We start from the raw sequence: 21,352 nt of genomic DNA, 5'->3' as shown, positions 1-21,352 counted from the left end.
CTCGACGTGCCCGGCCGGGGGCTCAGCCGCACGGAGGCGCCGTGCTGCCGCGGACGACGAGTCGCGGGGTCGGCTGGGCCACGTCGCGGGCCGGGCGCCCGCCGAGCAGGCGGACCAGTTCCTCCGCCGCGCGCCGGCCGAAGGCCGTCGCGTCGCGGTCCAGGGCGGTCAGGCGCGGGTGGGTGGCCCGGCAGAGCACCGAGTCCTCCCAGGCGACGACCGACAGGTCGCGCGGTACGGACAGGCCCAGGCCGAGGGCCACGCCGGCGCCGGCGACCGCCATCACGTCGTTGTCGTAGATGATCGCCGTGGGCGGTTCGGGCCCGCCGAGCGCGAGACGGGTGGCGTCGGCGCCCTGGCCCTCGGAGTAGTCGGTGGTGACCGAGCGGACACCGGGCAGCCCCAGCCGCGCGGCCCCCGCCCGCAGGGAGGCGATGCGGCGCGTGGTGTGCGCCAGCCCGGCCAGGCCCGCGACGTGCACCACACGGCGGTGGCCCAGCCCCGCGAGGTGCTCGACGATCGCACCCATGGCGGCCGCGTCGTCCACCCGGACGCTGGAGATCACCGGGTACGGAACGGGCACCTGCGGCTCGAGGTCCACGTCCCGGGCGCCGACCACCACCGCGGGCAGGCCCAGGGAGTCCAGCAGTACGGTCCGGGGGTCGCCGATCCGCGGGTCCACCACGATGACCCCGTCGACCCGCTGCTCGGCCCACCAGCTGCGGTAGACCGCGCACTCCTCCTCGGCGCCCGCCACCACCCGGAAGAGCAGGCCGAGGTGGCGTTCGGACAGCACCTCCTGGATGCCCGAGACGAGTTGGAGGAGGAACGACTCGACGCCCAGTGAGCTGGCCGGACGGGCGAGCACCAGACCCACCGTCGCGGCGCCCTCGCCCGACAGGGCCCGCGCGGCGGTGCTGGCCCGCCAGCCGAGCTGGTCGGCGACCCGGCGCACGCGCCGGCGGGTGGTCTCGGACACGCCCGGGCGGTCGTTGAGGGCGAAGGAGACGGCGCTCTCGGAGACGCCGGCCCGCCGGGCGATGTCCTTCATCGTGGGGCGCCGGGCGGGCGCACGCCGCCCGGTCCGGGCAGCGGGCGGCGGCTCCACCGGTGGCTCGTGCGCCGCGATCGTGGGCCCCCTCGGATCGTCCGCCTGACGTGGTGCGCGCCGGGCCCCGGGCGGGCGCGGTACGCAGACCAGTATCCCCCGGCCGGGAGGGCGGAGCGCTAAAGCGCTTGAGCGGAAGGCTCCTAAAGCGCATTAGTGCTGTTGGCCGAATTCCGTTCGCACGCGGCTGACCTGGGCCTTCTCCACCTCAAGGGGCGCATGTCGGGAGCGAGTTGACTTTCCCGGGGCGCGATGTCACCTTGTCGTGGGCGCCGGCGGCGACTCCCCCAGCCGCGCCGATCACGGGACGGACACCCCCGACCGCCCCGCGACCACCGGTTCCGCCGCCGCGCGCCCGCCCCAGCTCGTACGAACACGGGAACCGCCATGACACCGCGCTTCGGCGTCAACTACACGCCCAGCCAGGGCTGGTTCCACCACTGGCTCGACTTCGACCTCGACGCCGTCCGCGCCGACCTGGACGGCATCGCCCGCCTCGGCCTGGACCACGTACGGGTCTTCCCCCTGTGGCCGCTCTTCCAGCCCAACCGCACCCTGATCCGGCCGCGCGCCGTGGAGCAGCTGGTCGCGCTGGTCGACGCCGCGGCCGAACACGGCCTGGACGTCAACGTGGACGGCCTGCAGGGCCACCTGTCGAGCTTCGACTTCCTGCCCTCCTGGACGGCCACCTGGCACCGCAGGAACATCTTCACCGACCCGGACGTCGTCGCCGCCGAGGCGGAGTACCTGCGGACCCTCGCCGCCGCGCTCGCCGACCGGCCCAACTTCCTGGGCATGACCGTCGGCAACGAGATCAACCAGTTCTCCGGCCCGCCGCACCCGGACCCCGACCCCATCGGTCCCGCCGAGGCGGAGGCCTGGCTGCGCCTGATGCTCGACGCGTGCGAGCGCGGCGCCCCCGGCAGGCTCCACCTGCACGCCGAGTACGACGCCGCCTGGTACCAGGACGACCACGCCTTCACGCCCGCGCAGGCCGCCCGGCTCGGCTTCGCGACGGCGGTCCACTCCTGGGTCTTCAACGGCACCGCGCAGCGCCACGGCCACGCGGGCGTCGCCACCGAGCACCACGCGGCGTACATGATCGAGCTGTCCAAGGCCTGGGCGACCGACCCCCACCGGCCGGTCTGGCTGCAGGAGGTCGGCGCCCCCGCGCCGGTGGTGCCCCCCGAGCACGCGGCGGCGTTCGCCACCGCCACGATCGCGGGCGCCCTGGACTGCGCCGACGTGTGGGGGGTGACCTGGTGGTGCTCGCACGACGTCGCCCGCTCGCTCGCCGACTTCCCCGAACTCGAGTACACCCTCGGCCTGCTCACCAACGACCGCGAGGTCAAGCCGGCCGGGACCGCCGTGGCCCGCGCCGTGGCGGAGCTGCGCGAGCGCGGCTACGCGCCGCCGCCCCGGACCACCGCACTCGTCGTGGACGTGGGCGACAGCGTCACGGCCCCCCGGCGGGCCGGCTGCGCCCCCGGCGGCGAGGTGTTCGAGGCGTGGGCGGAACTGACCGCCCAGGGCGCACGGCCCGCCCTGGTCCTCGCCGACCGGGCCGCGGACGCGGCGCACCTGGCCGCCCGCGGCATCACCGAGGTCGTCACGCCCGCCCAGGTCCGCTGAACGTCCGGACCGCCAGGCGCCCATACCGCCAGGCGCCCGGACGGCCGGACCCCCGTGTGCCCCGTCCCCCGGCGGGCCCCCGGGCACGGGTCCCGTACCCGTGCCGGGGGGCTCGGGGACGCTCCCCGGGCTCATCGCCGACAGCCCATTCCCGGGGACGCGGTGGCCTGACAGACTCGTCCGGTGACCGAATTCGACCTGCTCGTCATCGGATCCGGCCCGGGTGGCCAGAAGGCCGCCATCGCCGCGGCCAAGCTGGGCCGCCGGGTCGCCGTCGTCGACCGCCCCGACATGGTCGGCGGGGTCTCCATCCACACCGGCACCATCCCGTCCAAGACGCTCCGCGAGGCCGTGCTCTACCTGACCGGGCTCACCCAGCGGGACCTGTACGGCCAGAGCTACCGCCTCAAGGAGGACATCACCATCGCGGACCTCACCGCGCGCACCCAGCACGTGGTGAGCCGCGAGGTGGACGTGATCCGCAGCCAGCTCTCCCGCAACCGCGTCACCATGCTCACCGGGACCGGCCGCTTCACCGACGACCACACGGTCGCCGTGGAGGACCCGTCCGGCCGTGAGGTGCTGGTGACCGCCGAGAACATCGTCATCGCCACCGGGACCCGCCCGGCCCGCCCGTCGACCGTGGAGTTCGACGACCGCACGGTGATGGACTCCGACAGCGTGCTCAGCCTGGACCGGGTGCCGCGCTCCATGGTCATCGTCGGCGCCGGCGTCATCGGCATCGAGTACGCCTCGATGTTCGCCGCGCTGGGCAGCAAGGTGACGGTGGTCGAACAGCGCGAAGGGATGCTGGACTTCTGCGACGTCGAGGTCGTCGAGGCGCTCAAGTACCACCTGCGGGACCTCGCCGTCACCTTCCGCTTCGGCGAGACCGTGGCGGCCGTGGAACGGCATCCGACGGGCACCCTCACCGTCCTGCAGAGCGGGAAGAAGATCCCCGCGGACGCCGTCATGTACTCGGCCGGACGGCAGGGCCTCACCGACGCCCTCGACCTCGGCAAGGCGGGCCTCGCCGCCGACAAGCGGGGCCGGATATCCGTCGACGAGCACTACCGCACCTCCGTGCCGCACATCTACGCCGTGGGCGACGTCATCGGCTTCCCGGCGCTTGCGGCCACCTCCATGGAGCAGGGCAGACTCGCGGCCTACCACGCCTGCGGCGAACCGGTGAACGCGATGAACGGCCTGCAGCCGATCGGCATCTACACGATCCCGGAGATCAGCTTCGTCGGCCGTACGGAGGACCAGCTCACCGACGACAACGTGCCCTTCGAGGTGGGTGTCTCGCGCTACCGCGAGCTGGCCCGCGGCCAGATCATCGGCGACTCGCACGGCATGCTGAAGCTGCTGGTGTCGACCGAGGACCGCACCCTGCTGGGGGTCCACTGCTTCGGCTCCGGCGCCACGGAGCTGCTGCACATCGGCCAGGCGGTGATGGGCTGCGGCGGCACGGTCGACTACCTGGTCGACGCGGTGTTCAACTACCCGACCCTCGCCGAGTCGTACAAGGTGGCCGCCCTCGACGCCACCAACAAGCTCCGCCAGATCAACCGCCTCACCGGCTGACCCGGGTCCGTCGTGTGCGGGGCGCCCCCGGCCGGGGGCGCCCCGCACACGTATCCGCACCACCCGTTCGGCGGGGGAACGACGAGGGCGCCGCGTGGCAGCCTCCCGGGAGGGGACGGAAGCAGACCGCCCCGCGACCCTCCGAGGGAGCACGCGCCATGGCCACCAGGAAGAACCTCCGGGCCGACCGGACGAGCCTCACCCACAAGGTCGGCTACGCCCTGCGGCACCCCACGCGGGTCGCCGCCCACGTGCGCCGGGCCGCGCGGGACCGCCGGCTGGCCCACCGGTACCGCGACCACGTGGCGTACTACCGGGCCGTCATGGCGAGCGACACCGCGCGCGACCCGGAGGCGGCCGTCGGCAGCGGCAGCCACGAGCGCTGGCTGGCGCTTGGCGCGATGCAGTTCGACTACCTGCGCGAGCACGGCCTGTCGCCGCGGCACCGGCTGCTGGACATCGGGTGCGGCAACCTGCGCGCGGGCCGGCTCCTCATCGGCTACCTCGACGCCGGCCACTACTACGGCATCGACATCTCCCCCGACATCCTGATCGCCGCCAAGCGCACCGTGGCGGAGCGTGGCCTGCAGTCCAAGCTGCCGTACCTCACCCTCACCCACGACCTGACGTTCGACTTCCTCCCGGACCGCCACTTCGACGTGGTCCACGCGCACAGCGTCTTCTCCCACTCGCCGCTGGAGGTCATCGACGAGTGCCTGGCCAACGTGGCGCGCATCCTGGCCCCCGGCGGATGGTTCGACTTCACGTTCGACCGGACCGAGGGGAAGGAACACCACGTACTGCGCGAGGACTTCTACTACCGCACCGAGACGCTGGTGGAACTGGCCGCCCGGCACCGGCTGACGGCCCGCTTCATGGACGACTGGGAACTGCGCGGCCACGGGCAGTCGAAGATCCGCGTCCACACGGGATCCGCCCCGTCCGCGTGACGGCCCGGCGCCCCGGCCGTGCCGGACGGGGCACGCGGCCGCCGTCCGTCACGCGGTCTCCGCCCGTCACGGGGCCTCCGCCCGTCACGGGGCCGCCGTCCGTCACGGGGCCTCCGCGGCCTCCTGCTCGGCGCGCTTGCCGGCCACGTGCTCGACCAGGTCCCCCACCGTGCCCATCCGCTCGACCTCGTCGGCCAGCAGCATCACCCCGACCTCGCGCTCGACGGCGTCGGCGGCCCGCTGCTTGGCCCGGTCGCCCAGGCGCAGGTGGGCGAAGCTCGTGTCCGGCCCGATCTCCTCCGGTGCCACCTCCGCGCATCCGGCGACCACCCTGCGCACGATCCCGGCGACGTCCTCGGCCATGTCCCTCTCCCCTCCGGTGCGGTGACTGCCCGATACGTCTACCCCGCCGAACGGCGCAGGACCGCACCGGCGCGCCGGGCCGCGCGGCCCCGCCCCCACCCGTACCCGGTGACCGTCACGGCCGGCGCGGCCGGCCCTGCGCGTAGGGCGCGAGGACGTCGGCCAGCGTGCGGTTGCGGGGCGTGGGGACGCCCAGTTCGTGCCCGAGGTCGGCGACGTCTCCGCTGAGCCAGGGCAGTTCCAGGCGGTTGCCCTGCTCCAGGTCGTTGTGCATGGAGGAGGTCATCGTGGCGGGCAGAGTGTCGCAGAAGGCCAGCTGCCCCTCGACGAAGGACTCGTCGAGGTGGACGCCCGCGGCCCGGCCGACGGCGACGGCCTCCGTCATCACGTCGCGCAGCAGCCCACGCGTCGCGGGATCCGCGCGGACGACGCCGATCGGCTGGCGCACGGCCGAGGTGGTGCCCGACAGGGCCGTGAGGAACACGAACTTCTCCCACACCACCCGCGCGATGTCGGCACTGACCTCCGCCTCGACGCCGGCCTTCTCGCACGCCTCGCGGAACTCCTCCGCGCGGGCGGTGCCCTCCTGGTCGTAGGGGCCGAAGACCAGCTTCTGCATCGTGCCGCGGTGGGAGACCACGCCGGGCTCCTCGATGACGGCGGAGATGTAGCAGACCCCGCCCCACACGGCCTCGTGCGGCAGGTGCCGGCGCAGGACGGTGTCCTTGCGGACGCCGTTCTGCAGGGAGATCACCCGTGCGCCCCCCTCGGCGAGCCCCCGCAGCCCGGCGGCGACGTCCTCGGTGTCCCACAGCTTGACCGCGACCAGCACGACGTCGACGGGGCCGAGGTCGCCGATGTCCGGCACGAACCGGTCGGTCGGCGCCCGGAACTCCCCCAGCGGGCTGTGGACGACCAGGCCGCCGTTCGCGCGGATCGCCTCCAGGTGCCGGCCGCGGGCCACGAAGGTGACCTCCTCGCCCGCCTCCGCGAACCGCGTGCCGAAGTAGCCCCCGACCCCGCCCGCTCCCACGACCGCGATGCGCATCGCGTGCTCCCTTCCCGGTCCGACCGCCTTGATAACCGTCTTCAGGGTTACCATCGTCACATGAGCGAGCCCGCAGCGGCCACCCCCCGCCCCCGTGTCACGGCCAGGGTCCGTGAACTGCGGTTCGACGCGGGCTCGTTGTCGCTCGATCTCGTCGCCACGGTGGGCCGCCGCCCGAGCACCCCCGTGGAACGGCTCGGCGATCACGAGCGGCTCCGCGCCTGGTGCCGCGGCGTCGGCCTGTGCCTGCGCGAGCGTGAGGACGCGACGGCCCTGCTCGGAGCCCTCCACGAGCTGCGCTCCGCGGCCACCGACGTCGTCACCGCGGCCGTGGAGGCCCGCGCGCCCAGGCAGGCATCCGTCGGTCTGCTCAACGACCTGGCGCGCGTCGACCCACCGGCGCCGCGCCTCCGTCTCGGTCCCGACGGGCGCCCGGACGGCGGCACGGAACCGCTGTCGTCCGCCCAGTTGCTCTCCGTCGTCGCCCGCGACCTGATCGCGCTGGTGACCGACCCGCGCCTGCGGGACCGGCTGCGCACCTGCGCGGCCGGGATCTGCGGCATGGTCTACCTCGACCCCGGCAACGGCAGGCCCCGCAAGTGGTGCTCCATGGAGCGCTGCGGCAACAACGCGAAGGCCGCCCGGCACCGGCGGCGCGCCTCCGCGCCGGCCGTCCCGTCCGCCTCCCCCAGGTAGCGGGCCGTTACGGCGACGCCGGCTGCTCGAACGCGGCGATGAAGTGGCCGAGGTCGCGCCGGCGGCAACTCGACGGCCACACGGCCCACGTCCTGCGGACCAGGGGATCCCCGATCAGCGGCCACCACGTCACGGTTGCGGGGATCGGCTGCACCCAGTTCGGCGGCGCCAGCGCGAAGGCCCGTCCCGTCACCACGGCCGCCAGCTTGACCTCCGCGATCAGCGGATCGCCCGCGCCCGTCTCGGGACCCACGTCCAGCCCGTGGCTGCGCAGTACCGCCGTCAGCTCGTCCCACCAGGCGGGGCTGCCGTCGCGGGGGAAGCCGACCCACTCCAGTCCCGCCAGGGACTCCAGGCGCACGCCGCGCGGTTCCGCGAGCTCGGCCGCCTGCTCGGCCGCCAGCAGCACCCCCAGGTTCTCCCTAACCACCAGCATCGCGTCGAACTCCGGCCCGGCCGGGCGCTCACGCACCAGGCCGACGTCGAGCTCGTCCGCGTGCAGCGCCTCCAGCTGGGCCGCCGTGGACAGGTGACGGGCCTGCACCCGGGTGTCCGGGTAGGCCCGGGACAGCTCGGTGAGCACGGGGGTCAGCAGGTCGGGCGGCAGCTCCAGGGGGACACCCAGACGCAGGGTGCCCTCTCCGTGCGCCGTCATCGCCGCCATCGCCCGTACGGCCTGGTCGTGGCGGGCGAGCACGGCCCGCGCCTCGGAGAGCAGCACCGCCCCGGCCTCCGTCGTCCGCACGCCGGAGCTGGACCGCACCAGGAGCTTGACGCCGAGCTGCCGCTCCAGGGCGGTGACGGTCTGTGACAGCGCCGACTGGCTCACGTGCAGGCGCCGTGCCGCGGCGGACATCCCGCCCTCCTCCGCCACGGCGACGAAGACCCGCAACTCCCGCAGTTCCATCCGGTCATCTCACCCAACGCGGCACGGCGGGGGCGCCCCGACAGGCCGTACGGGTTCCTTATGGCCGAACGCGCCGCCCCCTGGGGGTGACGCGCCGGGCCGGCGGGCTCCCGGGAGGCGTCCCGGGGGCCCGCCGCGGCTCAGTGCGCGGCCGCCAGTTGCGGCAGGACGTTCACCAGGGGCTCGCCCTGCGCGTAGCGGTGCAGCTGCTGCGTGATGAAGGCGAGGGACGCGGGGGTGAAGGCGTCGGTGAAGGCCCCGACGTGCGGGGTGATCAGGATGCCGGGCAGGTACCACAGCGGGTGGCCGCTGGGCAGCGGCTCGGGCGCGGTGACGTCCAGGGCGGCACGCAGCCGTCCCCGTCCGGCCTCGCGCACCAGCGCCTGCGTGTCGACCAGTTCCCCCCTGGCCACGTTGACCAGGACGGACCGGTCCTTCATCAGGGCGAGGCGGGGAGCGTCCATCAGGTCGCGGGTCTCGTCCGTCAGGGGCGCGCACAGCACGACGGCGTCGGCGGAGGGGAGCAGCCCGGGCAGCTCGGCGAACCCGTGCACGTGGCCGTCCGCGGTGTCGCGCGCGGTGCGGGCCAGCCGGACCACCCGGCAGCCGAACGGGGCGAGCCTGGCCGCCACGGCCCTGCCGACCGCGCCCTGGCCGACGACCAGGACCTCCTTGCCGGAGAGCGTGGGGAAGACGCGGGGCCGCCACTCGCCCTGGGCGTGCCGGCGGGTGAAGTCGTCGAGGCCGCGCTCGGAGGCGAGCAGCAGCGTCACCGCCAGCTCGGCCGTGGCCTCGCCGTGCACGCCGTTCGCGGTGGCGACGCGGGTGCCGGGGGGCAGCAGCCCGAGGAAGGGGGCGAGGTAGTCGTGCCCGGAGCTGAGGAGCTGCAGGACCTCCAGCCGCTCGGTGGCGCGCAGCAGCCGGTCCAGGATCTCGTGCTGCTTGGCGGGGACGGGCGGGACGACGGCGAACGTCACGTCCCGGGGATCGGAGGGGAAGGCCGAAAGGCCGTCCCAGAAATGGTACGAGAGGCCGTCGGGCAGCGGTCCGGGGAATTCACCGGACCGGTACGGGAGCCAGACCGCGTGGCTTTCTTGCATGATTCGCAGTGCTTTTCTGTGGAACTCGGAGAACGGGCGTGCCACGCCGCGCCCCGGGAGGGCCACCCTGCCGAGCAGGGGCTTTTCCATCGCGGACGGATCACGTCCGTGGGCCCGGAGCGTCTGACATCGTTGTCACACGTGAACCACAAAAACGCTAGCACACGCCCCGGCAACACAATCGGGCGGAGGGCGGCCGGAAATGGCGGTGCGTCAACGGGAGGTGAATTCCTCTGCCGGGAAAGGCAAAGCCGGGGTCACGGCACGGCAGCCGGAATCGAGGTCCCGGCACCGCTCGGCCGGTCCCCGCCGACCGCGGAAACCGGGCGCACAGGGGTCCTCCCCCGCGCCCACGCCCCGGCCGGGAGGACGCCGCGCTGTCAAACGCGTCACACACGATCCCGGCGGTCCCGCCCGAGGCCCCCATCCCGCACCGGTGCGGGGCCGCAAGGGGTGCCGGGGCCTCATCGGGGAGTCGCCGCAGGGGCGCGAGCGCGCCGGGCCCCGCGACGCGCCGGGCGAGCGGCCGTCCGGCCGCGGCGAGGCATCCCCCCGGTGCCCCGCCGCGGCGTTTCCGGCCCCCGTTCCCCCGTCCCACGGCGTCCGTACTGCGCGACACCGCCGGGCGGAAGTCACATGGGCGCGGAGATCAGCGCCCAGACGGACTTGCCCGCCTCGTCGGGCGGTGTCCACCCCCAGGACTCGCTGAGCGAGTCGATGATGTGCAGTCCCCGCCCCGTCTCGGCGAACCAGTCCGGCTCCTTCACCACCGGGATACCCGACCCCGGGTCGGCGACCGTGCAGAGCACGGACTCGTCGCGGCGGAGCAGCCCCAGCCAGACCGGCCGGCTGGACAGCGGTTCGTACGCCGCGTCGTCGAGGCCGTAGCGGACGGCGTTGGTCAGCATCTCCGACACCACGATCGAGGCGGTGTCGACGATCGCGAGCATCCCCCAGTTGCTCAGGGTGGCACGCGTGAACTGCCGTGCGGAACCTGCGGCATGGAGGTCGCCGCTCAGGCCGCACGCGGCGAAGCGTGACCCTGAGTCCTCGGTCAGACACAGGTCGAGGGGGATCACCGGATGCGTGGTCATCGGGAACTCCGCAGAGCTGTCGGGCGGGGGGCGCGGTGCTGTCTGCGTCCACCACTATCCCCGTCGGATCCCTACCCGTGCAAGCACATCTGCAATTACAGTCGTAAGTGCAAGGGTAAGTACATCTGCACGTGCATCTGCACGTGCAGATGGCCCGTCAAGGAGGCGTAGCCATGCGGGAGTTCGACAACGGCGTACCGGCCACCGACATCGAGGGCGCGGTCTGGAGGAAGAGCGGCCGGAGCAACCCCAGCGGCAACTGCGTCGAGCTGGCGGCGCTGCCCGGCGGGGGCTTCGCGATGCGCAACTCCCGCCACCCGGGCGGACCTGCGCTCATCTACACGCGCGCGGAGATCGAGGCCTTCCTCGGGGGCGTCAAGGACGGGGACTTCGACGACATGACGGACTGACAAAACGTCGGCATGCCATGGGATGCGGCTGTATTCGGGCGCCACTCGGTGAGACACTGGCGGTTCGCCCAGTCACCACGGGAGCCGGCATGACCGCGACGCGGCCGAGCAACGAACCGTCGATAAGGCAGTACCTGGAGCACCCGCGCGGTGGTCCGACGGTGCTGCGCATCGTGCTCGGCACCCAGTTGCGGAGGCTGAGGGAGTCCCGGGGCATCACCCGCGAAGCGGCGGGTGACGCGATCCGCGGCTCCCACGCCAAGATCAGCCGCCTCGAACTGGGCCGCGTCGGCTACAAGGAGCGCGACGTCGCCGACCTCCTGACCCTGTACGACGTGACCGACGAGACCGAGCGCGCGGACTTCCTCAAGCTCGCCCGGAACGCCAACACGCCCGGCTGGTGGCACCGCTACGCCGATGTGCTCCCCGGCTGGTTCGAGACGCTCGTGGGCCTGGAGGAGGCCGCGTCCGTCATCCGTACGTACGAGGTGCAGTTCGTCCCCGGTCTGCTGCAGACCGAGGAGTACGCCCGCGCCGTCATCCGGCTCGGGCACCCCAGGGCGTCCGGGGTCGAGGTCGAGCGCCGGGTCGCGCTGCGCATGGAGCGCCAGCACCTGCTGCACGGGGCCAACCCGCCGAGGCTGTGGGCGGTGGTGGACGAGGCGGCGCTGCGCCGTCCGCTGGGCGGCACGGAGGTGATGTCGCGCCAGCTGGAGCGGCTCATCGAGGCGGCCGCGCTGCCCAACGTGACGTTGCAGGTCGCGCCGTTCAGCGTCGGCGGTCTGGCCACCGCGGGCGGTCCGGTGACGATCCTGCGTTTCCTCGAACCGGACCTGCCCGACATCGTCTACCTGGAGCAGCTCACCAGCTCGCTGTACCTGGACAAGCAGGACGACGTCGACAACTACCTGGCCGTGATGGACCGCCTCAGCGCCGAGGCCGAGCCGCCGGTCCGCACGCCGGAATTCCTCGGGGACTTCCTCAAGCAGCTGTCGTGAGCCGACGCGGACGCCCCCCGGGCCGGCCCTGCCGGCCCGGGACCGTCGCGTGACTCAGGCCTTGCGGCCGACCCCGCCGAACTCGATCCACTCCTGGGTGGCCTGACGAGGTGCCAGATCGGTGTCGGGTCGCCACGTGGACACCTCGACCAGTCCCGGCTCGAGGATCTCCAGGCCGTCGAGGAAGCGGTGGACGTCCGCCTCCTGACGCACCCGGCCCCAGTTGCCCTGGGTGCTGGCGTCCATGAACTCGGTGACGAAGTCGCGCACCGACTTGTCCTCGCTGACCAGCTGGCACACCACCAGGAAGCTGCCCGGCGCCAGTCGCTCCGCGACGCGCCTGACCAGGGCTGCGGGGTCGTCCTCGTCGGGGATGCAGTGCATCACCGAGACGAACAGGGCCGCCACCGGCTGACCGAAGTCGATCAGCCGCTCCACCTCCGGGTTGCCGAAGATGCCGTCGGTGTCACGGAAGTCGGCCTGGATGACGGCCGTGTTCTCGTTCTCCTCCAGCAGCGCGCGGCCGTGCGCCAGCACGATCGGGTCGTTGTCGACGTAGACCACGCGCGCGGCCGGGTCGACGCGCTGGGCGACCTGGTGGACGTTGTCCTGCGTCGGGAGGCCGGACCCGTGGTCCAGGAACTGGCGTATCCCGTACTCGCGGGCGAGCACGCCCACGACGCGCTGCAGGAACCTGCGGTTGTTGACCGCGAGCTCCTTCGTGCTCGGGACGACCTTGAGCAGCTCCTCGGAGGCCTCGCGGTCGACGGCGTAGTTGTCCTTGCCGCCGAGCAGGAAGTCGTACATCCGGGCGACGCTGGGAATCCCGGTGTCGATCGCGGTCGGCAGCGGCTCTCGCTCCTGGCTCATCCGGTCCCTCACAGTCCTGCCCACGCCCTGGACGCGGGGTGATCGCGGAGCCTCCATTCTAGGCTCAAGTCACCCTGTTGCCCTGCGCTTTCACCCAGGGGAAGTGAAATTGATCGCCACCCCGTCCGGCTCCTGAAACGCCATCAGTCACCACGGAAACGGACCAATCCCCCCGCTTCCGGGACCCGTCGGTACGCTGGGGCGGTCTCGCCGCCCTCCAGGAAGAGGACCGACCCCATGGAGCTCGTCTTCGCCGGCCGCGTGATCGAGTGGCGCGGGCCCGCGCCGTACTACTTCGCGGCCGTGCCGGACGAGGAGTGCGCCCACATCCGCGAGGTGGCCGCGATGGCCACCTACGGCTGGGGCGTCATCCCGGTGGAGGCCCGCATCGGCGACACCGCCTTCACGACCTCGCTCTTCCCCAAGGACGGCGGCTACCTGCTGCCGCTGAAGGCCGCCGTGCGCCGGCCCCAGGGCATCACCGCCGGGGACGACGTGACCGTGGAGATGACGGTCCGGCTCTGACGTCCCCTGGGCGACGCCCTCCAGCGGGGCCCCCGAGGGACGAGCCCGCCGGCGAGCGGCGGACTGCGGAGTACCGACAACTGTTGGGCCGGTGAGCCGACGTGACACGCGCTCAGGTGACGCAGGCTGCCTGACCATTCGTCCTCAGAGAGGCATGTGGCGGCCCCAGCATCTGACGGACGTAGCGCGGCCCCAGGGCCACGGGACGACACAGGGTGCGGTGCCCGGCGGGCCGGCCCGAGTCTGTAGACCCTGAGCACTCCTCTCCGGTCAGAGTCGGTAGCGCTTAGCGTTTTCCGAGACCAGGGATATCCTGAGATTGAATCGCGCAATCGCGGACGCACCCCGACATTGCGACTGCCCCGAATGCATTTCATTCGTCAACTTCCCCAGCGTTGTGGATCGCCACCCGAGATGCGGGAGGTCGGCGGAAACATGCGGTACCGCTACAGCAATGGGGGTGTCGCCATGGACTCCCCTGGTCAAGCTGATCGGCCGGCACTTGCCGAGGTAGGTCACCATGCGAAATCGAAAGACGCTCGTAGCTACAGCGGCGATACTGACGCTGATGGGGAGCTTTCCCGCGGCATCAGCAGCTGCAACGCCTCGTACAACTGAAGAGGCAGCAGCGGCCGGGACCGCAGTCGACCTGGCGCTCCCCGCTGCAAAGCTCACCTCCGTGGGGCTCACCGTACGGAAGTCGACCGGCGAATGGTGGGAGGTGACAGCCAAGTGGAGTCTTAGCTACACCGCGTCAGATGTTGCGGCGCAAAACACATACAAGACTTGGGTGGAGCTATGGGAGAACGACAACATCTACGACGACTTCATCGCGAGCACCGCATCAAAGCCGGCATTCCCCACCGCGCGATCACAGCCGCACAGCATCACGCAGAAAATTCTCGTGACCAACGGCGCAATTGGCACCGAAATGGGAGACGAGGAACTTTACGTGAGGACTTATGCCCAAAACCGCAAAACCGGGTTTGAATTCGAGTTGTGGTCCCTCACGTTCGTCATCGACGACTGACTCCCGCCCAGGAGTCGTTGGGGCAGGCCAGCCCTGGGTCTCGCGTCCCCAAGGGGCCGGGTATCACCTGCGGTCCTGCCCGGCGCGGACGCGGACGATCTCCGCCACGGCCCGGATGCCGACAACCGTTGAGGAGCTTGTCGGCCGCCCCATCAACTCCCTGGCGAGCCGCCACTTCGAGCGAGCATCGAGCGAGCAGACGATCTTCGAAGAGGGTGCCCCCGAATTCCTGGAGCGGCAGGAACCAGGCCCACCCAGGTCCCCGGGCTGGGGCCGCGTCATCGTCTGCAGGGGCGGCAGGATTTGAACCTGCGGCGTGCGGGTTTGGAGTCCGCTGCTCTGGCCGGGCTGAGCTACGTCCCTTCGGTGGCTCCACCTTGGCACCTACGGCGACGGACAGGCCACGCATTTTCCGGGGCGGCTGTCAGACTCGTGCCCGTGGAGGAAGCCATCCCGCTCGGCCGGGGCGATGTGCACTGGGTGTTCCCCGATCCGGAGGCCGCCGGCGCCGTACGCGCGGCACTGGCCGAGGCCGATGAACACGTCCGCCGACTGGCCCGGCACCTCGGCGTCGAGGCCGGTCGCACCGGCGGCGGCCTGGAGTTCCGCCGCCTCGACGGCTTCCCGCTCGCTGGGGTCTTCGGCTCCGTCGAGGTGCCCGAGGTCTCCTTCCATGCGCGGCTGTACGTCCCGAGGCGCGCTGCCTCTGGGATCGGCGCCAGGGTCCGCCGTGGGAGGTCGAGGCGGAGGTCGGTGTGCCGTGCGAGCGCGAGCCGGACTGCGGCGGGCACACCGTCGCCGAGACCTCGCGCTCCCACCACTCCCCCCTCGACTCGGCACGCGGCCTGGCCGGGGCCACGACATGGCTTCTCGCTCACGGCCTGAGCCGGCCGCCGGGCGCGTGGCGCTCCCGCGACCCCGGATGCCCCGCCTACCCGGCACGATGAGAACGCGGCCCCGGCACCTCAGGGCTTGAAGTACTCCGACATCAGGCGGCCGACCCTTTCGGGCTGCTCGACGTTCTCCGGGCGGAACTCCCGCATCGTCGGCTTCAGGTCGATGACCGGGGTGCCCGAGACCGCGTCGAGGCCCACCACCGTCAGTTCGCGACCGCGGACGGACTCGATGGCGCAGGACGTCACCCCGATGCGGTTCGGTCTGCGGGGGCCGCGCCCGGCGAAGACACCGACGGGCGGCAGGTCGGAACGGCCGCGGTAGGGGCGGGGTTCGCGGTGGTCATCACCGTCCTCCGGGAAGCGGTCGAAGACGAAGAGGACGTCCACGTGGGAGAAGCCCTCCAGGCCCTGGAGGCATGCCTCGCCGAAGCGCTCGTCGACGGTGATGGTGCTGCGGACGGCACCCCAGTTGTCGGTGTGCTGCACGTCCGTCCGGTCGTTGCTGACCGTGCCTATCGGGGTGATCTCGAAGCTCGGCATGGCCCGAGGCTATCCCCGCCGCTCCCCGCCCGCGCCGGCGTCGGGACGACCGACCGGGCCCAGCCGGGCATCCGGACCGCAGGGGGAGATCCCGGTGTGCCAGGATCTGCTGCCGTGACGGAAGACGATCCTCTCGCCGGCCTGTACGACGTGCCCTGGTCCCGGTTGTGGCACTCCTACGGCGCGGCGGACGACGTCCCCGGACACCTCCGGGCCATGCAGGCCGGGGTGTGGGAGGGCCCGTACCCACCACATGTGCTGCTCGCCGGCCGCATCGTGCACCAGGGCACACGCTCGCAGGCCGCGGTGCACACCGTTCCGTTCCTCGTGCGGATGGCGCTCGACCCGAGGATCACCGGCAGGCACCGGATGGTCGGACTGCTGGGCGCCATCGCGATCGGACTGGACAACAACCACCTGCCGAACGGGTACGACCCCGCGGAGGACCGCGCCGAACTGGAGAACCTGCGCGGCGAGGCCGACAACTGGGCCCGTTGGATCGGCAAGGCGGCGGACGATGAGCAGCGCCAGGACCGTGCGGAGACCTGGGAGCACATCCTCAGCGCCGCCGAATCGGTGGTGCGTTGCTACGACGCCGTCCGGGAAGCGCTTCCAGCGCTCTCCGTCCTGCTCGCCTCCGACAGCCCCGAACTGCGGGCCGGGACGGCGAACCTGCTGGCATGGTTCCCCGAGTCCGCCGCCACGTCGGTACCGCTCCTGAAGGCGTTCGTCGCCGATGAACGCTCACCGGGAGCGGCGGCGACCGGCCTGGTCGCCCTCGGACTGCTCGGCGAGCCCGCGGCCGTCCCCTTCATCGGGCGCCACCTGGACAGCCCGGTCGCCGAGCTCCGTTGGGCCTCCGCCTTCGCGCTGACCCGGTTCGGCATCGCCGGCCCGGACGTGGTCGACGCACTGACGGAAGCCTCCGCCCGGCCGCCCGGGAAGACCGGGACCATGTCGTTCCTGAGCGGCTCCTACATCGGCCTCGCGGCGATGGCCCTGGCCGAAGCGTCCGGAACGTCCGAGGCCCCGCCGCTCCGGGCGGTCGATGCCATGCTGACCGGCCTGGCCGGCTGCACGGGCCGCGAAGGGTTCCAGGACAGGTACTACACGGCGCAGACGCTGTTCACCCTGGTCTTCCCGGGTGATCCCGCCGAACCGCCGCAGTCCTTCGGCGACCTGAGCGAGGCGCAGCAACGTGTCGTGCGTTTCGTCGCCGAGCAGGAGGCGACCGCGTGGCCGGACGGTGCGAAGGACGCGCTCCGCCGATGGAAGGTGCCGACCGGACCCTCCGAACTGCGCCTCTACGCGGGGATCGTCCGGCCCGGCCGGTAGACCGACGGCAGGCAGCCTCCGCACGGACCGGACCGGAGGCCGCCTCTTCCTCCTCCCCCGGCAGAGGCGGCTCCGTTCGGCGGGGCCCCGGGGTCAGTCGCTCACCCGCGCGCCTCCGGCCCGCGTGGGCGGGACGACGCAGAAGGTGAAGTCCTCCCGGACCCTGGCGTCCACGGCGCCCGGCAGGCGCAGCCGCCCGGACGCGGCCATGCCGCGCACGGTGGACCGGCTCAGGCCGAAGCCGGCCGTGAGGAGCCTCTCGACCCGGATGGGCGCGGGGAGTTCGAACCTGACAAAGACCTCGAGCGGCACCGGGAGTTCAGGGTCGGTCTCATGGAACGGCATGTCGGTCTCCAGCTCCCAAGTGCCGCTCCAGTCGAGCCGGTACGAGGCCCTGCCGGCCGGCGCCCCGTCCATCACCAGTCGGCGCACCATGGCCGGGTCGTTGTTCTCGAACATCAGCAGCCGCTCGCTGTCGAGCGCCTGCACGTGGACGCGCTCGTGGACGGGGAGCTTCGACGTACGGCCGCACAGCTCGCAGCAGATCAGCAACCAGACGTCGAGGAGTTTGCCGTTGGCGTTCACGCGGATCTTCCCGGTGGGACGGTGACGCGTGGACCTGCACGAGACGCACGCCTTGAGGACGGCGGGCAGACCGAGTTCCCGGACCACCCACAGGGCTTTCCGGTCGATGTCGACGTCGACGACGCCGCCGGCGTCAGCGGGCACACGGGTACTGCGGATACGGGATCGACTCATGGCTTCGGCGGGCTCCAGGGCATGCGCGGGAGGCATCGCGCTTCGCCGTGCGGCGTTGTGGGATGCCTTCCGGAATCAGTGGCGTACGGCCGGCGCCGCGGAACGCGGCACGCCGGCCGGCGCGACGTCGTGGATCACGTCGCGTGAAGAAGCCCGCAGGCCGCGTCGGTCACGCGGTGCGGGCTTCGAGCGGTATGGCGGAGCGGGACGGGGAGTGACTCGACCCGTCCTCGTTCCGCACATGCGCCACTGGTCACAGATCCATGCCGGAGATGATGGGCGAAGGGCGGGCGGTGGGGCAACGGGTTTTCCGGGAGGCGTGGGGGCCGGGGTCGCCGCAGCCGGGTGGGTGGCGGGACGGCCACGGCCACCCCACGCCCCGGCCTGGCAGGCCCACTTGTGGGGGCAACGGGGCGCCCCGTACCGTCCCGACGTGTCGGCCCGGCACATCAGGACGACGCTTGCGGTCACCCGGCTGACGCGGGAGAAGCGATGAGGCCGATCGACTACGACAGGGAGCAGTACCGGGACTACGCGCGCGGCCGCGCCCTGTCCGCGCACCAACTGCGGGTGTGGACCGACGCCTTCGAGGCCGTGCTGCCCGAACGGCGGCCCTTGGCGGGGCTGGACGTGGGCTCGGGGACCGGCAGGTTCACCCCCGCGCTGGCACGGACGTTCGGGCCGGTCGTCGGCGTCGAGCCGTCCGTCCGGATGCGCGAGGTCGCGCGGACCCGGTCCGGGCATCCCGGCGTGCGGTATCTGTCCGGCAGCGCGGAGGAGATGCCCGTCCCGTCCGGGAGCGCCGACTACGCCCTGATGTTCCTCTCCTGGCACCACGTCCGGGACAAGCCCCGGGCGGTCCGGGAACTGGCCAGGGTGCTCAGGCCCGGCGGTCGGCTGCTGCTGCGCGGGAACTTCAGCGACCACCATCCTCGGCCCTGGTGGCTGGAGCACTTCCCTCGCGGCTACGAGGCCGACGCCGCGATCTTCCAGCCGCTGCACGAGGTCATCGCGATGTTCACCACGGCCGGCTGGAAGGTCGTCGGCTACCGCACCGTCACCGAGCCGTCCCCGGGCACCCGCGGCGACGTGCTGGAACGGCTGCGCCTGCGCACCCTCTCGTTCTTCGCCCAGCTCACCCCCGAGGAGGTGGAGGCCGGCTTCGGCCGCCTCGAACAGGCCGTCGCCGCGGATCCCGACGCGCCGTCGCCCGTGTTCGCCGAACCGCTGCTCACGCTCGAACCGCGATGACGCGGTTCCCCGCCCCGCGGGGAACCGGGACGCCTCGTGGTGGGCGACGGCTCGCGGGAGGTCCGACGGGGCGGCACGGGCGCGGGCCGTACGGCGGGCGGGGTGGTCACGGGGTGCGTAGGGTGGGGGGCGCCGGGACAGCCGGGCCGACGGGAGGCTGGGATGAGCGCACGGGGCACGGACACCTACACCGACGGCAACGCGCTGGCCGGACCGCTCCGGGAGATCTTCGCGGTGGACATGACGGCCGCCGAGGGCCGCTGCACGGGCTGCGGGCTCACCGGGCCGGTGGCGGGCCTGCGCGTCTACGACCACGCCCCGGGGCTGGTGGCGCGCTGTCCCGGTTGCGACACCGTGGTCCTGCGGCTGGTCCGCGGGCCGTCCGCCGCGTGGCTGGACCTGCGGGGCTCGGTGAGCATGCGCATCCCGCTCCCCGGGTGACCCCGCGGGGCACGTCGTGGCGCGTTCCGTCCGCCGCACGTGTCTTGGCTCTTCGCGCCGGGTGCCCGACACTGTGCCGATGACGACGCGAGCGCGGTGGGAGACCCTGCTGGACCGGCTGGCGGTGGACGAGCTGATCAGCGGTTACGCGGCGGCCGTCGACGACGGCGACTGGGCGGCGTACGTCGCGCTGTTCACCCCGGACGGCCGGGCCGACTACACCTCCGCGGGCGGCATCGCCGGTCCCGCCGTCGAGGTCGCGGACTGGCTCGCCTCGACGATGCGGCTGTTCCCCGTGCGCCAGCACCTGATCGTCAACCGCCGGATCACCCTGGCCCCGCCGTCGGCCGGGGCGGAGGCCGAGGCGGAAGCCGAGGCGGACTACGTCAACCCCATGCGGCTCGCCGGCCCGGGGACGGAGTCGACCGCCCCCGATTTCGTGTGCGGCGGCCGTTACACCTTCGGCCTGCGCCACACCACGTCGGACTGGCGCGTCCACGCCGTGGTCGTCCGGGAGAAGTGGCGTTCCTGAAGACGCCGGACGCCGCGGGCGGGCAGGGCCGCGGACGCGGGTGTATCCAAGAGTCATGGACGTTGCACGACGCCTCGAGCAGTGGGGGCGGTCGGGTGGCGGCCCGGGCACCTGCTGGTGGCCGCCATGCTCGTGCTGGTCCTGCTGGTCACCGTCGTCGACGTCATGGCCCCGCCCGAGGTCCATCTGGGCCCGTTCCTGGTGGCGGCCCCCGCGATCACCGCGTCGTTCGCGGGGGTCCGGACGACCATGGTCGTCGGCGGGGTCGCGGTCGCCGCGCAGATCGTCGTGGCCGGGTTGCGCACGACGCCGCTGGACCTCAACCACTCCGCGCAGATCGCCGTCCTCGCCCTGATGTCGGTGCTGGCGACGTTCTTCGCCCATCTGCGCGTCACGCACGAACGGCAGGTGACACGGCTGCGATCGGTGGCCGAGACCGCGCAGCGGGTGCTGCTGCGTCCCATCCCCGGGCGCATCGGACCGCTGCGCATCGCCTTGGTGTACCTGGCCGCGGAGGAGGAGGCGCAGATCGGCGGGGACCTGTACGCGGCGGTGCGGACGGACTCCGGGACCCGGGTGATCGTGGGGGACGTCCGCGGCAAGGGCATGGAGGCGGTGAACGAGGCCGCGCTGAGCCTCGGCGCCTTCCGGGCCGTGGCCCATCGGCAGGCGGAGTTGCCGGCCCTCGTGCTGTGGCTGGAGCAGGCCCTCTCCTCGGAGCTCACCGATCCCGCAGAGGAGGCCGCTCCCGCCGGGGACGAGGCGGAGTCGTTCGTCACCGCGGTCGTCGCCGACATCCCGGACGACGATCCGGTGGTCCACGTCGTCACCTGCGGTCATCCCCCTCCGCTGCTGCTGCGCGACGGCGGGGTGAGCTCGCTGGACATGCCCGCGCCGGCCCCGCCGCTGGGGCTCACGCACTTCGCCGGCGGGGACGGCCGCGAGCCCACGGTGCGCACGTTCGCCTTCCAGCCGGGCGACACCCTGCTGCTGTACACCGACGGGGTCGTCGAGGCGCGCGACGTGTCCGGGACGTTCTACCCCCTCACCGGGCACCTGGCGGGACAGCCGCCCGGTGATCCCGAGGCGCTGGTGGAGCGCCTGTGTGCCGACCTCCTCGCCCACGCGGGCGGCTGCCTCGGCGACGACGCGGCCGTCCTGGCGATCAGCCGGGCGCCCGCCCTGGTGCCGGCGACGGGACGTGCGGGCGGTGGCCCGCGCCCGGCGCCACCGCCGCCTCCTCAGCAGGCGGCGCCGCCGAGTTGACCGACACGGGGTGG

At 72.7% G+C, this 21,352-nt stretch carries 23 protein-coding genes and 1 tRNA gene; 13 read left to right on the top strand and 11 right to left on the bottom strand.

Annotation, left to right across the window (positions count from 1 at the left end):
* Nucleotides 1–22: 22 nt before the first annotated feature.
* Nucleotides 23–1,051, bottom strand: a complete 1,029-nt coding sequence (locus tag ACFZAU_RS29450; RefSeq protein WP_500554626.1) for a LacI family DNA-binding transcriptional regulator — start codon at nt 1,049–1,051, stop codon at nt 23–25.
* 444 nt (nt 1,052–1,495) lie between these two features.
* Between ACFZAU_RS29450 and ACFZAU_RS29445 the strand changes: the two genes are divergently transcribed.
* The 3 genes from ACFZAU_RS29445 to ACFZAU_RS29435 all read left to right on the top strand — a co-directional run bounded on the left by ACFZAU_RS29445 (nt 1,496) and on the right by ACFZAU_RS29435 (nt 5,277).
* The gene (locus ACFZAU_RS29445; protein ID WP_500554625.1) at nt 1,496–2,740 is read left to right on the top strand and encodes a glycoside hydrolase 5 family protein; all 1,245 of its coding nucleotides are present in this window, start codon (nt 1,496–1,498) and stop codon (nt 2,738–2,740) included.
* A 183-nt stretch (nt 2,741–2,923) separates the two neighbouring features.
* The gene (gene sthA / locus ACFZAU_RS29440; protein WP_500554624.1) at nt 2,924–4,327 is read left to right on the top strand and encodes a Si-specific NAD(P)(+) transhydrogenase; all 1,404 of its coding nucleotides are present in this window, start codon (nt 2,924–2,926) and stop codon (nt 4,325–4,327) included.
* A 158-nt stretch (nt 4,328–4,485) separates the two neighbouring features.
* Nucleotides 4,486–5,277 carry a class I SAM-dependent DNA methyltransferase gene (locus ACFZAU_RS29435; RefSeq protein ID WP_500554623.1) on the top strand — a complete coding sequence of 264 codons (792 nt, stop codon included), beginning with the start codon at nt 4,486–4,488 and terminating at the stop codon, nt 5,275–5,277.
* Nucleotides 5,278–5,379: 102 nt separating this feature from the next.
* Here the strand turns inward: ACFZAU_RS29435 and ACFZAU_RS29430 are convergent, their stop codons facing one another.
* Both ACFZAU_RS29430 and ACFZAU_RS29425 read right to left on the bottom strand, forming a co-directional pair.
* On the bottom strand, nt 5,380–5,640 hold the full coding sequence (locus tag ACFZAU_RS29430; RefSeq protein ID WP_499611320.1) for an acyl carrier protein: 261 nt from the start codon (nt 5,638–5,640) through the stop codon (nt 5,380–5,382).
* Nucleotides 5,641–5,755: 115 nt separating this feature from the next.
* The gene (locus ACFZAU_RS29425; protein ID WP_500554622.1) at nt 5,756–6,688 is read right to left on the bottom strand and encodes a 2-dehydropantoate 2-reductase; all 933 of its coding nucleotides are present in this window, start codon (nt 6,686–6,688) and stop codon (nt 5,756–5,758) included.
* A gap of 60 nt (nt 6,689–6,748) precedes the next feature.
* On the opposite strand from ACFZAU_RS29425, the gene ACFZAU_RS29420 reads away from it, so the two are divergent.
* The gene (locus ACFZAU_RS29420) at nt 6,749–7,384 is read left to right on the top strand and encodes a CGNR zinc finger domain-containing protein (RefSeq protein WP_500554621.1); all 636 of its coding nucleotides are present in this window, start codon (nt 6,749–6,751) and stop codon (nt 7,382–7,384) included.
* Between the two features lie 7 nt (nt 7,385–7,391).
* On the opposite strand, the gene ACFZAU_RS29415 is transcribed toward ACFZAU_RS29420, so the two are convergent.
* The 3 genes from ACFZAU_RS29415 to ACFZAU_RS29405 form a co-directional block, all read right to left on the bottom strand.
* A complete protein-coding gene (locus ACFZAU_RS29415; protein ID WP_500554620.1) occupies nt 7,392–8,291 on the bottom strand; it encodes a LysR family transcriptional regulator in 900 nt (299 codons plus the stop codon).
* 140 nt (nt 8,292–8,431) lie between these two features.
* The gene (locus ACFZAU_RS29410) at nt 8,432–9,391 is read right to left on the bottom strand and encodes a 2-hydroxyacid dehydrogenase (RefSeq protein WP_500554619.1); all 960 of its coding nucleotides are present in this window, start codon (nt 9,389–9,391) and stop codon (nt 8,432–8,434) included.
* A gap of 632 nt (nt 9,392–10,023) precedes the next feature.
* On the bottom strand, nt 10,024–10,485 hold the full coding sequence (locus ACFZAU_RS29405; protein ID WP_500554618.1) for an ATP-binding protein: 462 nt from the start codon (nt 10,483–10,485) through the stop codon (nt 10,024–10,026).
* 173 nt (nt 10,486–10,658) lie between these two features.
* Here ACFZAU_RS29405 and ACFZAU_RS29400 point away from each other — a divergent pair, with 173 nt between their 5' ends.
* Both ACFZAU_RS29400 and ACFZAU_RS29395 read left to right on the top strand, forming a co-directional pair.
* Nucleotides 10,659–10,895 carry a DUF397 domain-containing protein gene (locus ACFZAU_RS29400; protein WP_499611337.1) on the top strand — a complete coding sequence of 79 codons (237 nt, stop codon included), beginning with the start codon at nt 10,659–10,661 and terminating at the stop codon, nt 10,893–10,895.
* 89 nt (nt 10,896–10,984) lie between these two features.
* Nucleotides 10,985–11,893 (top strand): Sco1979 family transcriptional regulator, encoded by a 909-nt coding sequence (locus ACFZAU_RS29395; protein ID WP_500554617.1) that lies wholly within the window; start codon nt 10,985–10,987, stop codon nt 11,891–11,893.
* A 54-nt stretch (nt 11,894–11,947) separates the two neighbouring features.
* Here the strand turns inward: ACFZAU_RS29395 and ACFZAU_RS29390 are convergent, their stop codons facing one another.
* Entirely contained in the window at nt 11,948–12,763 is an 816-nt protein-coding gene (locus tag ACFZAU_RS29390) for an SAM-dependent methyltransferase (protein ID WP_500554616.1), read from the bottom strand.
* Nucleotides 12,764–13,000: 237 nt separating this feature from the next.
* On the opposite strand from ACFZAU_RS29390, the gene ACFZAU_RS29385 reads away from it, so the two are divergent.
* Entirely contained in the window at nt 13,001–13,288 is a 288-nt protein-coding gene (locus ACFZAU_RS29385) for a DUF1905 domain-containing protein (RefSeq protein ID WP_499611345.1), read from the top strand.
* A 520-nt stretch (nt 13,289–13,808) separates the two neighbouring features.
* Nucleotides 13,809–14,318 carry a hypothetical protein gene (locus ACFZAU_RS29380; RefSeq protein WP_500554615.1) on the top strand — a complete coding sequence of 170 codons (510 nt, stop codon included), beginning with the start codon at nt 13,809–13,811 and terminating at the stop codon, nt 14,316–14,318.
* A gap of 288 nt (nt 14,319–14,606) precedes the next feature.
* Here ACFZAU_RS29380 and ACFZAU_RS29375 read toward each other — a convergent pair.
* The 3 genes from ACFZAU_RS29375 to ACFZAU_RS29365 all read right to left on the bottom strand — a co-directional run bounded on the left by ACFZAU_RS29375 (nt 14,607) and on the right by ACFZAU_RS29365 (nt 15,754).
* Nucleotides 14,607–14,681, bottom strand: a tRNA-Trp gene (locus tag ACFZAU_RS29375).
* Between the two features lie 21 nt (nt 14,682–14,702).
* On the bottom strand, nt 14,703–14,993 hold the full coding sequence (locus ACFZAU_RS29370) for a hypothetical protein (protein ID WP_500554614.1): 291 nt from the start codon (nt 14,991–14,993) through the stop codon (nt 14,703–14,705).
* 290 nt (nt 14,994–15,283) lie between these two features.
* Nucleotides 15,284–15,754, bottom strand: a complete 471-nt coding sequence (locus ACFZAU_RS29365; protein ID WP_500554613.1) for an SAM-dependent methyltransferase — start codon at nt 15,752–15,754, stop codon at nt 15,284–15,286.
* A 114-nt stretch (nt 15,755–15,868) separates the two neighbouring features.
* On the opposite strand from ACFZAU_RS29365, the gene ACFZAU_RS29360 reads away from it, so the two are divergent.
* Entirely contained in the window at nt 15,869–17,089 is a 1,221-nt protein-coding gene (locus ACFZAU_RS29360; protein WP_500554612.1) for a HEAT repeat domain-containing protein, read from the top strand.
* A 93-nt stretch (nt 17,090–17,182) separates the two neighbouring features.
* Here ACFZAU_RS29360 and ACFZAU_RS29355 read toward each other — a convergent pair whose 3' ends face one another.
* Nucleotides 17,183–17,818, bottom strand: coding sequence for a DUF1062 domain-containing protein (locus ACFZAU_RS29355; protein WP_500554611.1), 636 nt, complete (start codon nt 17,816–17,818; stop codon nt 17,183–17,185).
* A 522-nt stretch (nt 17,819–18,340) separates the two neighbouring features.
* Here ACFZAU_RS29355 and ACFZAU_RS29350 point away from each other — a divergent pair.
* The 4 genes from ACFZAU_RS29350 to ACFZAU_RS29335 all read left to right on the top strand — a co-directional run bounded on the left by ACFZAU_RS29350 (nt 18,341) and on the right by ACFZAU_RS29335 (nt 21,338).
* On the top strand, nt 18,341–19,099 hold the full coding sequence (locus tag ACFZAU_RS29350; RefSeq protein ID WP_500554610.1) for a class I SAM-dependent methyltransferase: 759 nt from the start codon (nt 18,341–18,343) through the stop codon (nt 19,097–19,099).
* A gap of 162 nt (nt 19,100–19,261) precedes the next feature.
* Nucleotides 19,262–19,540, top strand: a complete 279-nt coding sequence (locus ACFZAU_RS29345) for a DUF6510 family protein (protein WP_499611367.1) — start codon at nt 19,262–19,264, stop codon at nt 19,538–19,540.
* Nucleotides 19,541–19,619: 79 nt separating this feature from the next.
* Nucleotides 19,620–20,072 carry a nuclear transport factor 2 family protein gene (locus ACFZAU_RS29340; RefSeq protein ID WP_500554609.1) on the top strand — a complete coding sequence of 151 codons (453 nt, stop codon included), beginning with the start codon at nt 19,620–19,622 and terminating at the stop codon, nt 20,070–20,072.
* A 126-nt stretch (nt 20,073–20,198) separates the two neighbouring features.
* The gene (locus ACFZAU_RS29335) at nt 20,199–21,338 is read left to right on the top strand and encodes a PP2C family protein-serine/threonine phosphatase (protein WP_500554675.1); all 1,140 of its coding nucleotides are present in this window, start codon (nt 20,199–20,201) and stop codon (nt 21,336–21,338) included.
* Nucleotides 21,339–21,352: the final 14 nt, after the last annotated feature.

The organism is Streptomyces sp. NPDC008238 (genome assembly GCF_042956445.1).
Taxonomy (GTDB): domain Bacteria; phylum Actinomycetota; class Actinomycetes; order Streptomycetales; family Streptomycetaceae; genus Actinacidiphila.
This window is presented reverse-complemented; position numbering and strand designations above follow the sequence as displayed.

Bases quoted from the DNA above. Each gene is read 5' to 3' on its own strand.
- ACFZAU_RS29450 (WP_500554626.1), bottom strand. From the start codon at position 1,051: ATGAAGGACATCGCCCGGCGGGCCGGCGTCTCCGAGAGCGCCGTCTCC.
- ACFZAU_RS29435 (WP_500554623.1), top strand. From the start codon at position 4,486: ATGGCCACCAGGAAGAACCTCCGGGCCGACCGGACGAGCCTCACCCAC.
- ACFZAU_RS29425 (WP_500554622.1), bottom strand. From the start codon at position 6,688: ATGCGCATCGCGGTCGTGGGAGCGGGCGGGGTCGGGGGCTACTTCGGC.
- ACFZAU_RS29365 (WP_500554613.1), bottom strand. From the start codon at position 15,754: ATGCCGAGCTTCGAGATCACCCCGATAGGCACGGTCAGCAACGACCGG.
- ACFZAU_RS29380 (WP_500554615.1), top strand. From the start codon at position 13,809: ATGCGAAATCGAAAGACGCTCGTAGCTACAGCGGCGATACTGACGCTG.
- ACFZAU_RS29385 (WP_499611345.1), top strand. From the start codon at position 13,001: ATGGAGCTCGTCTTCGCCGGCCGCGTGATCGAGTGGCGCGGGCCCGCG.
- ACFZAU_RS29405 (WP_500554618.1), bottom strand. From the start codon at position 10,485: ATGACCACGCATCCGGTGATCCCCCTCGACCTGTGTCTGACCGAGGAC.
- ACFZAU_RS29420 (WP_500554621.1), top strand. From the start codon at position 6,749: ATGAGCGAGCCCGCAGCGGCCACCCCCCGCCCCCGTGTCACGGCCAGG.
- ACFZAU_RS29335 (WP_500554675.1), top strand. From the start codon at position 20,199: ATGCTCGTGCTGGTCCTGCTGGTCACCGTCGTCGACGTCATGGCCCCG.
- ACFZAU_RS29430 (WP_499611320.1), bottom strand. From the start codon at position 5,640: ATGGCCGAGGACGTCGCCGGGATCGTGCGCAGGGTGGTCGCCGGATGC.
- ACFZAU_RS29370 (WP_500554614.1), bottom strand. From the start codon at position 14,993: ATGGAAGGAGACCTCGGGCACCTCGACGGAGCCGAAGACCCCAGCGAG.
- ACFZAU_RS29345 (WP_499611367.1), top strand. From the start codon at position 19,262: ATGAGCGCACGGGGCACGGACACCTACACCGACGGCAACGCGCTGGCC.
- ACFZAU_RS29445 (WP_500554625.1), top strand. From the start codon at position 1,496: ATGACACCGCGCTTCGGCGTCAACTACACGCCCAGCCAGGGCTGGTTC.
- ACFZAU_RS29390 (WP_500554616.1), bottom strand. From the start codon at position 12,763: ATGAGCCAGGAGCGAGAGCCGCTGCCGACCGCGATCGACACCGGGATT.
- ACFZAU_RS29340 (WP_500554609.1), top strand. From the start codon at position 19,620: ATGACGACGCGAGCGCGGTGGGAGACCCTGCTGGACCGGCTGGCGGTG.
- ACFZAU_RS29415 (WP_500554620.1), bottom strand. From the start codon at position 8,291: ATGGAACTGCGGGAGTTGCGGGTCTTCGTCGCCGTGGCGGAGGAGGGC.
- ACFZAU_RS29400 (WP_499611337.1), top strand. From the start codon at position 10,659: ATGCGGGAGTTCGACAACGGCGTACCGGCCACCGACATCGAGGGCGCG.
- ACFZAU_RS29410 (WP_500554619.1), bottom strand. From the start codon at position 9,391: ATGCAAGAAAGCCACGCGGTCTGGCTCCCGTACCGGTCCGGTGAATTC.
- ACFZAU_RS29395 (WP_500554617.1), top strand. From the start codon at position 10,985: ATGACCGCGACGCGGCCGAGCAACGAACCGTCGATAAGGCAGTACCTG.
- ACFZAU_RS29350 (WP_500554610.1), top strand. From the start codon at position 18,341: ATGAGGCCGATCGACTACGACAGGGAGCAGTACCGGGACTACGCGCGC.